This window comes from Micromonospora auratinigra, assembly GCF_900089595.1.
GTDB lineage: Bacteria > Actinomycetota > Actinomycetes > Mycobacteriales > Micromonosporaceae > Micromonospora > Micromonospora auratinigra.
Genome location: NZ_LT594323.1, coordinates 1,730,266 through 1,742,536, shown reverse-complemented (window position 1 = coordinate 1,742,536; position 12,271 = coordinate 1,730,266). Strand labels below are relative to the sequence as shown.

At 73.6% G+C, this 12,271-nt stretch carries 13 protein-coding genes and 1 riboswitch; of the genes, 4 read left to right on the top strand and 9 right to left on the bottom strand.

Features of this window, described 5'->3' with window-relative positions; all coding sequences use genetic code 11:
- The first annotated feature begins 56 nt into the window (after nt 1–56).
- The gene (locus tag GA0070611_RS07850) at nt 57–410 is read left to right on the top strand and encodes a winged helix-turn-helix transcriptional regulator (RefSeq protein WP_091660008.1); all 354 of its coding nucleotides are present in this window, start codon (nt 57–59) and stop codon (nt 408–410) included.
- 4 nt (nt 411–414) lie between these two features.
- Nucleotides 415–1,188, top strand: coding sequence for a GNAT family N-acetyltransferase (locus GA0070611_RS07845; protein ID WP_091660004.1), 774 nt, complete (start codon nt 415–417; stop codon nt 1,186–1,188).
- 79 nt (nt 1,189–1,267) lie between these two features.
- Here GA0070611_RS07845 and def read toward each other — a convergent pair whose 3' ends face one another.
- Nucleotides 1,268–1,777 (bottom strand): peptide deformylase, encoded by a 510-nt coding sequence (def, locus tag GA0070611_RS07840; protein ID WP_091660001.1) that lies wholly within the window; start codon nt 1,775–1,777, stop codon nt 1,268–1,270.
- Nucleotides 1,778–1,855: 78 nt separating this feature from the next.
- Nucleotides 1,856–3,052, bottom strand: a complete 1,197-nt coding sequence (locus tag GA0070611_RS07835; protein ID WP_091659998.1) for a chorismate-binding protein — start codon at nt 3,050–3,052, stop codon at nt 1,856–1,858.
- Between the two features lie 123 nt (nt 3,053–3,175).
- On the opposite strand from GA0070611_RS07835, the gene GA0070611_RS07830 reads away from it, so the two are divergent.
- Entirely contained in the window at nt 3,176–3,376 is a 201-nt protein-coding gene (locus GA0070611_RS07830) for a DUF5999 family protein (RefSeq protein WP_091659995.1), read from the top strand.
- 131 nt (nt 3,377–3,507) lie between these two features.
- Here GA0070611_RS07830 and gcvP read toward each other — a convergent pair whose 3' ends face one another.
- On the bottom strand, nt 3,508–6,330 hold the full coding sequence (gene gcvP, locus GA0070611_RS07825; protein ID WP_091659990.1) for an aminomethyl-transferring glycine dehydrogenase: 2,823 nt from the start codon (nt 6,328–6,330) through the stop codon (nt 3,508–3,510).
- Nucleotides 6,331–6,403: 73 nt separating this feature from the next.
- Nucleotides 6,404–6,502: riboswitch (glycine riboswitch) on the bottom strand.
- 66 nt (nt 6,503–6,568) lie between these two features.
- Nucleotides 6,569–7,456 carry an NAD-dependent protein deacetylase gene (locus tag GA0070611_RS07820; RefSeq protein WP_091659986.1) on the bottom strand — a complete coding sequence of 296 codons (888 nt, stop codon included), beginning with the start codon at nt 7,454–7,456 and terminating at the stop codon, nt 6,569–6,571.
- Nucleotides 7,457–7,545: 89 nt separating this feature from the next.
- On the opposite strand from GA0070611_RS07820, the gene GA0070611_RS07815 reads away from it, so the two are divergent.
- Nucleotides 7,546–8,202 carry an NAD(P)H-binding protein gene (locus GA0070611_RS07815; protein ID WP_091659983.1) on the top strand — a complete coding sequence of 219 codons (657 nt, stop codon included), beginning with the start codon at nt 7,546–7,548 and terminating at the stop codon, nt 8,200–8,202.
- Nucleotides 8,203–8,256: 54 nt separating this feature from the next.
- On the opposite strand, the gene GA0070611_RS07810 is transcribed toward GA0070611_RS07815, so the two are convergent.
- The 5 genes from GA0070611_RS07810 to GA0070611_RS07790 form a co-directional block, all read right to left on the bottom strand.
- Complete coding sequence (locus GA0070611_RS07810; protein ID WP_091659980.1) at nt 8,257–8,940, bottom strand: DivIVA domain-containing protein; 684 nt, start codon at nt 8,938–8,940, stop codon at nt 8,257–8,259.
- Nucleotides 8,937–10,103, bottom strand: coding sequence for a globin domain-containing protein (locus tag GA0070611_RS07805; protein WP_091659975.1), 1,167 nt, complete (start codon nt 10,101–10,103; stop codon nt 8,937–8,939). The genes GA0070611_RS07810 and GA0070611_RS07805 overlap by 4 nt, the downstream gene beginning before the upstream one ends.
- 2 nt (nt 10,104–10,105) lie before the next feature.
- On the bottom strand, nt 10,106–10,495 hold the full coding sequence (locus GA0070611_RS07800; RefSeq protein WP_091659972.1) for a group I truncated hemoglobin: 390 nt from the start codon (nt 10,493–10,495) through the stop codon (nt 10,106–10,108).
- Nucleotides 10,496–10,947: 452 nt separating this feature from the next.
- A complete protein-coding gene (locus GA0070611_RS07795; protein WP_091659967.1) occupies nt 10,948–11,532 on the bottom strand; it encodes a MerR family transcriptional regulator in 585 nt (194 codons plus the stop codon).
- A gap of 167 nt (nt 11,533–11,699) precedes the next feature.
- Nucleotides 11,700–12,164, bottom strand: coding sequence for a bifunctional nuclease family protein (locus GA0070611_RS07790; RefSeq protein WP_091577612.1), 465 nt, complete (start codon nt 12,162–12,164; stop codon nt 11,700–11,702).
- Between the last annotated feature and the right edge of the window lie 107 nt (nt 12,165–12,271).

The window sequence follows — 12,271 nt, the reverse complement described above, 5'->3', positions numbered from 1 at the left end:
GGGCTAGCTTTTTAATAGTGCCTTCGAGGGTGAAGGGTAGCGCGTACGATGGAGCGGTGACAGTGAGGTCGGACGCCGACGGGGCGCCCCGGGCGTGCGCCCGGGGGCTGGGCCGCGCCTTCGCGTTCCTCGGCAAGCGGTGGAACGGGGTGCTGCTGGGCACCCTCGCCCACGGTCCGGCCGGTTTCGCCGAGCTGGGCCGCGCGCTGCCGGGCATCAGCGAGTCGATGCTGTCGGACCGTCTCGGTGAGCTGTGCCGCGTGGGCCTGGTCTCGCGCACCGTGCGCGAGGGTCCGCCGGTGGGCGTCAGCTACCAGTTGACCGAGCGCGGGGTGGCGTTGCTGCCGGCGCTGGACGCGCTGGCCCACTGGGCCGACGAGAACCTGCCCACCGACCAGGGCGGCTGCTGAACCGATGGCGGTGCGCGCCGAGCACGACCGTGCCGTCCTGGCCGACCTGCTGGGCCGCGACCCGGTGCTGCACGCCTACCAGCTGGGCGACCTGGACGACTTCTTCTGGCCGTACACGTCCTGGTACCGCCGCGACGACCAGGTGGCGCTGCTCTACCACGGCGTCGACCTGCCGACCCTGCTGGCGTTCGCGCCACCGCCGCGCACCGACGACCTGGCGGCCCTGCTGAGCGACCTCGCGCCGGTGCTGCCGGCCCGGCTGTGGGCGCACCTGTCCCCCGGCCTGGACGCCACCCTGGCCCGGTGGTACGAGCGCGACGACCCCGCGCCGCACCTGCGGATGGCGTTGACCGACCCGGCCCGGCTGGCCCGCGTCGCCCCCGCCGGGCAGGTGCTCGACCGCACCGACCTGCCGGCGCTGCACGCGCTGTACGCCGCCGCCTATCCGCAGAACTGGTTCGACCCGCGCATGATCGACACCGGCCAGTACGTGGGCATCCGCGACGGCGCCGAGCTGGTGGCCGTCGCCGGGGTGCACGTGTGGTCGCCGACCTGGCGGGTGGCCGCCCTGGGCAACGTCACCACCCATCCGAGGCTGCGCGGGCGGGGCCTGGCCGGCGCGGCGGTCGCCGCGCTCTGCGCCCGGCTGCGCGACAGCGTGGCGCACGTGACGTTGAACGTGCGCGCCGACAACACCGCCGCGGTGCGCCTCTACCAGCGCCTCGGCTTCACCGCGGTCGCCGACTTCGTCGAGTGCGGGCTGCGCCGGCGGCCGTGACGGCGCTCACCCCGCCCGCGCGCCGGGGCCGGGTGCGTCGGCGTCGGTCCGACCGGGCGGGAGCGGGTCGCGCCGGCGTTCAGCCCTGGCGGCCGGGCGAGTGGAAGCGGCCGGCGCGGATCTCGCGCAGCGCCCGACGGCGGGCGTCGCCGCGCAGCGTGTCGACGTACAGGCGCCCGTGCAGGTGGTCGGTCTCGTGCTGCAGGGCGCGGGCCAGGAACCCGGTGCCGGAGATGGTCAGCGGCTGACCGTGCTGGTCGACGCCGTGCGCGGTGGCGTGCAGCGCGCGGCGGGTCGGGAAGTACAGCCCGGGAATGGACAGGCAGCCCTCGTCGTCGTCCTGGGACTCCTCGGACAGCTGCAGCGTCGGGTTGATCAGGTGACCCCGGTGGCCGTCGGCGTCGTAGACGAACACCTGCGCGTTCACCCCGATCTGCGGGGCGGCCACGCCGGCGCGCCCGGGCGCGCCGAGCAGGGTGTCCATCAGGTCCTGCACGAGGGCGCGCAGTTCCGCGTCGAAGCTGGTCACCGGCTCGCTGGGGGTCCGCAGCACCGGGTCGCCGATGATCCGGATCGGGCGCATAGTCATGCCCGGAAGGCTATCCGCCGGTTACCGGGCCGGCCGCGCCCACCCACCGCCCCCGGCGCGTTGCCGGCCGCGCGGCGCTCAGCCGTGGCGCAGCAGCGCGCGGACCGGGGCGGCCTTGGCGGCGGCCTCGGCGACCTCGGCGGCCGGGTCGCTGCCCCAGGTGATGCCGCCGCCGGCCCACAGGTGCAGCCGGTGGGCGTCGGCGGCGGCGGTGCGGATGGTCAGGCCCAGGTCGATGCGCCCGGGCGCGACCCAGCCGAGCGCGCCCATGCCGGCGCCCCGACCGACCGGCTCCAGGGCGGCGACCTGGCCCAGCGCGGCCAGCTTCGGCGCGCCGGTCACCGACCCGCCGGGGCACAGCGCGCGCAGCAGCGCGGCCAGGCCGAGCCCGTCGGCGGGGACCGCGCTGACGGTCGACTCGGCCTGCCACAGGTCGCACCAGCGGCGTACGGCGAACAGCTCGTCGACGCGCACGGAGCCGGTGCGGGCGACGCGGGCCAGGTCGTTGCGTTCCAGGTCGACGATCATCACGTGTTCGGCGCGTTCCTTGGCCGAGGCGAGCAGCTCGGCACGGCCGGCGGCGGTGGCCGGGCGGGTGCCCTTGATCGGGCGGGTGACCAGGCGGCCGTGCTCCAGGGCGATCAGCGTCTCCGGGGAGGCGCAGCCGATGGCCCAGCCGTCGCCGGCGAGGGTGCCGCCGTAGCGGGCGCCGGGCAGCGCGGCCAGCCGGGCCAGCGCCGGCAGCGGGTCGCCGGTGTACGCGGCGGCGGCGTGCCCGACGAGGTTGACCTGGTAGACCTCGCCGCGCGCGATGGCGCGGCGGACCGCCCGCACGGCGTCGGCGTGCTGCGTGGCGCTCCAGCTGTCGTGCCAGTCCCCCAGCCACCAGCCGCCGGGGGCGGGTGGCGGCCCGGCGGGCCGCCGGGCGTGTGCGTAGACCACCACGACGAGTTCGGGCAGGGCCGGGGCCGGGGTGGGCGCCCCGGGTGGCGCGCCGACGGCGAGCGCCCCGGCGGCCGCCGACAGGTACACCGCCGCCCCGCACACCGCGTCACCGTGGTGCTGCCCGGCGGCGGGACGCGCCAGGTCGTGCAGGGCGATGCCGTGGGCGGCGAGGAACTCCTCGGCCAGGGCCGCCGGGTCGCCGCCGTCGGTGGGCCACCACTGCAGGCGGGCACGTTCGGTGAGCCGGTGCCGACACTCGGTGGGCGCCCCCGGCACGTCGACCGGCCTCTGTGGGAGCGCTTCCAAGCCGTCCGGGCCGTACCGCCTCATCCGTTCAGCCCATCTTCGGGAAACAAGTCGTAACCTTGCTCGATGCCGCGCGGTTTCGCTTGGTACTGTGCGTCACTGGTCATGTGAACCATGACACAGTGCCCCCACAGTCCGGAGAACCCGATGTGCCAGCACCTACCCACCTGCCCCTCCGCCGACGCGACCGACCGCGAAGCCGCCCGCGTCATCGCCTGCTTCCCTGAACAGGGGTGGAGCCTGCTCTGCAACGGGGTGATCGTCTTCGAGGACACCGGCGAGCTGCTCCCCGACGGCAGCAGCATCGCCCCGCACCGCGGTCCCGCCCGACACGCCCTCGTCGCCTGACCCCTGCACGCTGCGTGAGCGCAGCGTGCGCCGTCGACCCAGGCTAGCGCCCACCGGCGCCGCCCCCTCCCCAGGTCGACGAACCCACCCCGGGGCGGCCACTGACGACCGCCCCGGCACGCGCCCCCCGGTCAGTCCTCGAACGCCTCCGGCGACGGGCACGAGCAGACCAGGTTCCGGTCGCCGTACGCGCCGTCGATGCGCCGCACCGGCGGCCAGTACTTACCCGCCCGGTCCACCCCGGCCGGGTACGCCCCCACCGACCGCGGGTACGGATGCGGCCACTCGTCGCCCGAGACCATCGCCGCGGTGTGCGGAGCGTTCGCGAGCGGGTTGTCCCCCGCCGGCCACTCCCCCGACCCCACCTTGTCGATCTCCGCCCGGATCGCGATCATCGCCGCGCAGAACCGGTCCAGCTCGGCCAGGTCCTCGCTCTCGGTCGGCTCCACCATCAGCGTCCCGGCCACCGGGAACGACATCGTCGGCGCGTGGAAGCCGTAGTCGATCAGCCGCTTCGCCACGTCGTCGACGCTGACCCCGGTCGCCTTCGTCAACGGCCGCAGGTCCAGGATGCACTCGTGCGCCACCAGGCCCTTGTTGCCGGCGTACAGCACCGGGAAGTGCTGCCGCAGCCGCGCCGCGACGTAGTTCGCCGCCAGCACCGCCACCCCGGTCGCCCGGGTCAGCCCCGCCGCGCCCATCATCCGCAGGTACGCCCACGGGATCGGCAGGATCCCCGCCGACCCGTAGCGGGCCGCCGAGATCGCCGGGGCGCCCTCGGCGCGCGCACCGACCGGGTCACCGGGCAGGAACGGCGCCAGATGCGCGCGCACCGCCACCGGCCCCACCCCGGGACCACCACCACCGTGCGGGATGCAGAACGTCTTGTGCAGGTTCAGGTGCGACACGTCCGCCCCGAACCGGCCCGGCTTGGCGAACCCGACCAGCGCGTTGAGGTTCGCCCCGTCGACGTACACCTGACCGCCGGCGTCGTGCACCTTCGCGCACAACTGCGCGATGCCCGTCTCGTACACCCCGTGCGTCGACGGGTACGTCACCATGATCGCGGCGAGCGCGTCCCGGTGCTTGTCGATCTTCGCGTCCAGGTCCACCAGGTCGACGTTGCCGTCGACGTCGCAGCCGACCACGACCACCCGCATGCCGGCCATCACCGCCGACGCGGCGTTCGTGCCGTGCGCCGACGACGGGATCAGGCACACGTCACGGTGCCCCTCACCCCGCTGCCGGTGGTACGCGCGGATCGCCAGCAGCCCGGCCAGCTCACCCTGCGAACCGGCGTTGGGCTGCACGCTGACCGCGTCGTAGCCGGTCACCTCCGCCAGCCACGCCTGCAGCTGCCCGATCAGCTCCCGGTACCCGGCGGTCTGCGCGTCCGGCGCGAACGGGTGCAGGTGCGCGAACTCCGCCCAGGTGATCGCCTCCATCTCGGTGGTGGCGTTGAGCTTCATCGTGCACGAGCCCAGCGGGATCATGCCCCGGTCCAGCGCGTAGTCGAAGTCGGCCAGCCGGCGCAGGTAGCGCAGCATCGCCGTCTCCGAGTGATGGCTGCGGAACACCGGGTGGGTGAGGAAGTCACTGGTGCGCGCCAGCGCGTCGGGCAGCGCCGCGTCGACGTCGGCGTCGACGCCGTCGACGCCGAACGCCGCCCACACCGCGCCCAGGTGCGCGTCGGTGGTCGTCTCGTCGCAGGAGATCCCCACCCGGTCGGCGTCGACCAGCCGCAGGTTCACGTTGCGCGCGGCGGCGGCCGCGACCACCTCGGCGGCCCGGCCCGGCACGCTCGCCGTCACCGTGTCGAAGAACGCGCCGTCGGCGACGGCCACCCCACCGGCGCGCAGCCCGGCCGCGAGCCGCGCCGCCATGGCATGGGTACGCCGGGCGATCTCCCGCAGCCCGTCCGGGCCGTGGTAGACCGCGTACATGCCGGCCATCACCGCCAGCAGCACCTGCGCGGTGCAGATGTTGCTGGTCGCCTTCTCCCGCCGGATGTGCTGCTCGCGGGTCTGCAACGCCAGCCGGTACGCCGGGTTGCCGTCGGCGTCACGCGACACGCCGACGAGGCGCCCGGGCAGCATCCGCTCCAGGCCGGCGCGCACCGCCAGGTAGCCGGCGTGCGGCCCACCGAAGCCCATCGGCACCCCGAACCGCTGGGTGGTGCCGGCGGCGATGTCCGCGCCGATCTCGCCCGGCGCCCGCAGCAGCGTCAACGCCAGCAGGTCCGCCGCTACGCACACCAGCGCCCCGGCCGCGTGCGCCGCCTCGATCAGCGCCGCGTGCTCACGCACCGCCCCGGACGCGCCCGGGTACTGCAGGTGCAGGCCGAAGAACTCGCCCGGCAGCTCGTCGCGGTCGGTGTCGAGGACCCGCACCTCGATGCCGAGCGGCTCGGCCCGGCTGGTGATCACCGCGAGGGTCTGCGGCAGGGTGTCGGCGTCGACGACGTACACCGGACTCTTGCTCTTCGACGCGCGGCGCGCGAGGGTCATCGCCTCGGCCGCGGCGGTGCCCTCGTCGAGCATCGACGCGTTCGCGGTGGCCAGCCCGGTCAGGTCGGTCACCATCGTCTGGAAGTTCAGCAGCGCCTCCAACCGGCCCTGGCTGATCTCCGGCTGGTACGGCGTGTACGCGGTGTACCAGGCCGGGTTCTCCAGCACGTTGCGGCGGATGACGCCCGGCGTGTGGGTGCCGTGGTAGCCCAGGCCGATCATCGACACGGCGACGGTGTTGCCGGCCGCCAGTGCCCGCAGCTCCGCCAGGGCCTCCCGCTCGCTGGCCGGGGCCGGCAGGTCCAGGGTGCCGTGCCAGCGGATCACCTCGGGGATCGCGGCGTCCATCAGCTCGTCGATGGAGCTGTACCCGACGGCCTCCAACATCCGGCGCTCATCGTCCGGGCCGGGACCGATGTGCCGGTCGGCGAACTGCTCTGCGGTCATGCGCGGCGCTCCTTGTGGGGGCGAGGTCGACAAGGCGGCCTCCCCCTGAGTCGCGCTGACGCGCTCCACAGTGCCTGCCCACGCGGTCCTTTTGCCTGAGAGGTTCCGGGGAGAATCTGCCCCTTCGGCGCCGTCCGGGATGTTCCCGGGCGGTCTCTCCCGCGTGGGTGGTACCGGCATGGTCAACGCTACCAGCGACCATGTTTCCGGCTCATGTCGTACCCCGGGCGCGGTGGCCTCACACAGCCGTGGGCTGCGCGCCGAGCGGGGTGACGCCCGCCACCACCGGCGGTGCCGGCGCGGGCGCGACCCGGCCCGCCAGCGCGGTCAGCGTCGGCCCCAGCGGCGCGTCGAGGGTGACGGTGGCGTGCCCGTCGCCGCGCGTCGGCCCCTGGTTGACGATCGCGACGGGAATGCCGCGCTTCGCGGCCCGGATGACGAACCGGCGCCCCGACATGACCGTCAGCGACGAGCCCAGCACCAGCAGCGCCCGGGCCCGCTCGACCAGGGCGAAACAGTCGGCGACCCGCGGCGCCGGCACGCTCTCGCCGAAGAACACCACGTCCGGTTTCAGCATCCCGGTGCCGCAGATGCCGCAGTCGACGGTGCGGAACCCGGCGACCGCCGCGTCGGGCAGGTCCACGTCCCCGTCGGGGTTGACCCGGGCCACCTGCGCGTCGAAACCCGGGTTCGCCTCGCGCAGCCGCCGGTCCAACTCGTCGCGGGAGGTCAGGTTGCCGCAGTCCAGGCAGGTGACCTCGTCGAGGCGGCCGTGCAGCTCGATCACCCCGGTGGCGCCGGCGGCGGCGTGCAGGCCGTCGACGTTCTGCGTGATGATCCCGTCGAGCAGACCGGCGGCCTGCAACCGCGCCACCGCCCGGTGCCCGTCGTTGGGCGCCGCCCGGGCGATCATGCGCCAACCCAGGTGGCTGCGCGCCCAGTAGCGCCGCCGGGCCACCGGGTCACGGGTGAACGCCTGGAAGGTCATCGGGGTGTGCCGGCGCGCCGCGCCGCTGGGCCCCCGGTAGTCCGGGATGCCCGACTCGGTGGACAACCCGGCCCCGCTGAGCACCACCACACCCCCGGCCCCCACCAGCCGGCTCACCCGCTCGAACGTCTGCGTCACCCGTCCATGCTGCCTCGCCGCCCGCCCACCGCCCACCCCCGGCGGCGATCCCCCGGCCCCGACGGCCCGGCACGACTAGGTTGAGGGGTATGCGCGTCGTCATCGCCGGAGGACACGGCAAGATCGCCAAACTGCTGGAACGGGAACTCGCCGGACGCGGCGACACCGCCGTCGGACTGATCCGCAACCCCGACCACGCGGCCGCGCTGCGCGCCACCGGCGCCGAACCCGTCGTGTGCGACCTGGAACACACCGACGTCGACACCGTCGCCGGGCACCTCACCGACGCCGACGCGGTGGTGTTCGCCGCCGGCGCCGGCCCCGGCAGCGGCGCGGCCCGCAAGGACAGCGTCGACCGGGCCGCCGCCGTGCTGCTCGCCGACGCCGCCCACCGCGCCGGCGTCCGCCGCTACCTGCTCGTCTCGTCGATGGGCGTGGACGCCGCACCCGCCGCCGGCAGCGACGACGTGTGGGCGGCCTACCTGAGCGCGAAGAAGGCCGCCGAGCAGGACGTCACCGGCCGCGACCTCGACGTGACCGTGCTGCGGCCCGGACGGCTCACCGACGACGAGCCCGTCGGGCGGATCAGCCTCGCCCGCCACGTCGAACCCGGCCCGGTCACCCGCGCCGACGTGGCCCGGGTGCTGCTCGCCCTGCTGTACGCCCCCGCCACCGCCGGACTGACCCTGGAACTCGTCGGCGGGGAGACCCCCATCGCCGACGCGATCGCCGCGCTCACCGACTGAGCCGCGAGCGGCGCGGCCCGCCCGGCGCACACCGGACGGGCCGCGCCGCCGCACTCAGCGGTGGTGCCGGGGCAGGGCGGCCTGCGACGGACCGGCCCCCACCGGGGCGCTCTCCCGGGCGAGGCGCTCCATCGTGCGCGCCAACTGCTCACTGCCGTCGTCCAGGTGCCGCGCCGCCGCCCGCATGTGCGACATCATCATCTCGCCGAAGATCCGCAACGCCTCCCGGGTCGCCACCGAATCGTCGAAGTTCGCCCCCGCGCTGCTGCGGTACTGCGCGACCGCCCGCTCGGCCTCCTGCTTGGCCTCCTCGGCGGCCGCCCGCATGTACGCCTCGTACTGCACCTGCGCGTACTCGGCGACCCGGCGGGCGTAGTCGTGCGCCTGCGCGATGATCTGCTCCGCCTCCCGCTGCGCCGCCGACAGCAGGTTGACCTCCTTCGCCGCCGGCAGCACCGCCTTCGGGTCGGTGCTCGGCAGCACCCCGTGCCGGTGCAGCTCCAACTGGTCCTGCAGCCGCTCGACCTCCGCGCGCAGGTTCGCCACCTGCGTGGCCAGCAGGTCCATCTCGTCGGCGACCTGCACCTTGAACCGGTCCACGTCGGCGTGGTCGTAGCCGCGGCGGGTGAACGACGCGCTGCCGAACTCCCACCGCCGCACCCGGTCCGACGTCAGGCGCACCTGCACCGCGCCGGAGAACTGTCCACTCTCGTACCTGCTGATCGGGGTCGCGCTCACCGGACACCTCCGAGATCGTCAGGGGCGGTCGCCGTCCGCCAGGTCGGCCCGTACCAGTACTTGCCGAAACCCTCGTGGTGCAGCTGACCGGCCTGGTAGCCGGCCCGGGTCAACGCCGACACCGAGTGGCCCACCATCTCGTCTGACCCGCACACGAACACGTGCCGGGCCCGCCAGTCACCGTCGGCCAACGCCCGGTCCGCGACCTGGACGACCTCGCCCGGCCGCAGCGGATCCGCGCCGACCACGTACGTCACCGTCAACCACGGGTACGACGCGGCCATCTTGTCGATCGACTCCGCGTCGTAGAACTCCGACCGCGAGCGGGCTCCCACGTACAGGTCCACCCGCCGGCCCGAGTTCTCCGCCGCGACCTGCTCGACGAGGGCCTTCACCGGCGCCCAGCCGGTCCCGGCGGCCAACAGCAGCAGATCCGCCGACCCCGCCGGCCACAACGTCAACCGGTCCCCCACCGGCGACGCCAGATGGATCTGGTCACCGACCGCGCACCCGTACACCAGCCGCGACGACACCACACCACCCGGTGTCGCCCGCACGTGCAGCTCCAGCGTCCCGTCCGGGCGGGGCGCGTTCGCCGGCGAGTAGTACCGCCACGACCGCACCGACGGATGCGACACCCCGACCGACTGGCCCGGGGTGAACGGCAGCAGGTACTGCGGGCGCACCGTCAGCACCGCCACGTCGAACGTGCGCCGCTCGTGGGCGAGGATCTCCGCCACCCACCACGGCGGCGACACCGACTCCGCCGCCTGCGCCGACTCGACCATCACCTTCGACACCAGCCCGTACGCCGCCGCCCACTCCGCGGCCAGGTCCTCGGTCCACACCTCACCGAGGAAATGCCGCAGCGTGGCCAGCAACGCCTCACCGACCGCCGGATAGTGCTCCGCGCGCACCGCGAACTTCCGGTGATCGGCGCCGAGCTCCTGCAGGAACCCGACGAGACGCTCCACCTGGTCCACGTGGGACACGATGTGCCCCAACGCGGTCACCAGGCGGTCCCGCTGACCGGCCATGTTCGTGGGGAACATCTGCCGCGTCTCGGGATGGGCCAGGAACAACGTGGAGTAGAAGTAGAGCGGCACCTGGTCGCCGTGCGCCGCGACCAGGGACCAGCTCTGCTTCAACCGTGCCGCGTCCACGCTCAGGCGATCCCCGCCGACACGACCTGGTCACGCACCTGACCCAGCACGACCTGCACGTCGGCGATGACGTCGGCCGGCACGCCCAACTCGGTCAGCGTCGCCGTCAGGTGCTCACCCACCAGCGCGTAGTGCGCCGGCGGGATGTTCAGCGGCTGGTGCGCCTCGGCCAGCCCGCGGCCGGCGTACTCGTTCGGGCCCCCCAGCACCACGGCCAGCATCAGCGCCAGGTGCCGGCGCTGCTCGGGCATGTCCACCGCGGTGAAGTAGCCGGCCAGCTCCGGGTCGGCCAGCACCTTGTCGTAGAACAGCTCCACCGCCGCCTTCACCGCCGCGGCGCCGCCGATGCGCTCGTAGTGGGAGATCGGGGTGGTCTCTTCGGTGACCGTCATGGGTGGTTCCTCTCGGGGTGAGGGGTCACGCGGACACAGCCGCGCGAAAGGGGCACCGGCAGCCGGCACGCGACACACCGCGGTCCGCAGCAACGTCACGCGCAAGCGACCGAAGGGGACCATAGCGCCTCCGCGACGACGGCTCACCCCGGCCCTATCCGATTCCCGACAACTGTCAACTACGGACAGTCAACGCCGCGCCGCCACCCGATGGCACGACGCGATCACACCACCACACTGCGTGGAAAAGGCCTCCTGCCGGACCCGCCCGCATTCCTTTTCGGACAAGCCCCCGACCCCGTCGCGACCTGCGCACATACGCCGAACACCCGGCCGCGCCACCGACCGCCGACCCCGCCACCCATCCCGGACACGTGCCGTCACGAAAAAAGTGGACCACCCCGTACCCTTTTGGGCGCGGCGCGGTCCACCGGAACTCCGATATCGACGGGTCAACCCGCCCGACGACGCGCCCGCCGCGCCGCCAACTCGTCACCCACCGGCTCCACCGACTCGGCCGCCACCACCGGCGCAGCCGCCGGCTCCCGGCCAGCCGCAGGCTCCGCCGGCAGGTGCGACAACGAACCCTGGATCTCCTTGAACGCCCCACCGATCGCGATACCGAACACCCCCTGGCCGCCCTGCAACAGGTCGACCACCTCCTCCGGCGACCGGCACTCGTACACCGTCGTCCCGTCGGAGATCAACGTGATGCCCGCCAGATCCTCCACCCCACGCGACCGCAACGCCTCGATCGCCCGACGGATGTTCTGCAACGACACCCCGGCGTCCAACAACCGCTTCACGACCTTCAACACCACCAGGTCGCGGAAGGAGTACAAGCGCGACGTCCCGGAACCCGACGCGTCCCGCACACTCGGCACCACCAGACCCGTGCGCGCCCAGTAGTCCAACTGGCGGTAACTGATCCCCACCGCCGGACAGGCGGTCACGCCCCGGTAACCCACCTCACCGTCCACCACCGGCTCGGGCTGCTGCTGTGCCGAACCCGGATCAGGATCACGCGACTCGTGCATCCGGACAACCTCCCCGCCCGCGCGGTGCCACGCCGTCTCCCCGTACGCGCACCCCTCGACACCGCAACCCTATAGCGGCCCCCAGGACTTACCACGCAGGAAGCAGCACGACACGCCGCGCCACCACCAGGAAGATCACCACCAGGGCCACCGACCCCGGACCCCACTCAACCCGCGAAGTCCTCCGGACGCACCTGATCCAGGAACTCCCGGAACTTCTCCACCTCGTCCTCCTGCTCGTCCGGGATCACGATCCCCGCCTCGGAGAGGACCTGCTCCGCACAACGAATCGGAGCACCCACCCGCAACGCCAACGCGATGGAATCACTCGGCCGCGCGGACACCCGCACCCCGTCACCGAGCAACAGATCCGCGTAGAAGACGTTCTCCTTCAACTCGGTGATCTCCACCGCCCGCAACGGCGCCTGCAACGCCGCCAGCACATCGCGCAACAGGTCATGCGTCAACGGCCGCGCCGGCTTGACCCCCTGCTGCTCATAGGCGATCGCCGTCGCCTCGACCGCGCCGATCCAGATCGGCAGATAGCGGTCCCCCTCGACCTCCCGCAGCAGGACGATCGGCTGGTTGCTGGGCAACTCCACCCGAACTCCGACCACGCTCAGCTCGCGCACCGCCCGCCTCCGTGTCGTCGTCGCCTACGCACCGCGCCCTTGCCTGCACGGTACACGGACCGCGACACGAGAGTCCCATGCGCTACGTGCACCACGCCCCGCCAGAA

What these genes read in the sequence shown, in the direction of transcription:
- GA0070611_RS07845 (WP_091660004.1), top strand. Translation starts at nt 415, where the DNA reads ATGGCGGTGCGCGCCGAGCACGACCGTGCCGTCCTGGCCGACCTGCTG.
- def (WP_091660001.1), bottom strand. Translation starts at nt 1,777, where the DNA reads ATGACTATGCGCCCGATCCGGATCATCGGCGACCCGGTGCTGCGGACC.
- GA0070611_RS07835 (WP_091659998.1), bottom strand. Translation starts at nt 3,052, where the DNA reads ATGAGGCGGTACGGCCCGGACGGCTTGGAAGCGCTCCCACAGAGGCCG.
- GA0070611_RS07830 (WP_091659995.1), top strand. Translation starts at nt 3,176, where the DNA reads ATGTGCCAGCACCTACCCACCTGCCCCTCCGCCGACGCGACCGACCGC.
- gcvP (WP_091659990.1), bottom strand. Translation starts at nt 6,330, where the DNA reads ATGACCGCAGAGCAGTTCGCCGACCGGCACATCGGTCCCGGCCCGGAC.
- GA0070611_RS07815 (WP_091659983.1), top strand. Translation starts at nt 7,546, where the DNA reads ATGCGCGTCGTCATCGCCGGAGGACACGGCAAGATCGCCAAACTGCTG.
- GA0070611_RS07800 (WP_091659972.1), bottom strand. Translation starts at nt 10,495, where the DNA reads ATGACGGTCACCGAAGAGACCACCCCGATCTCCCACTACGAGCGCATC.
- GA0070611_RS07795 (WP_091659967.1), bottom strand. Translation starts at nt 11,532, where the DNA reads ATGCACGAGTCGCGTGATCCTGATCCGGGTTCGGCACAGCAGCAGCCC.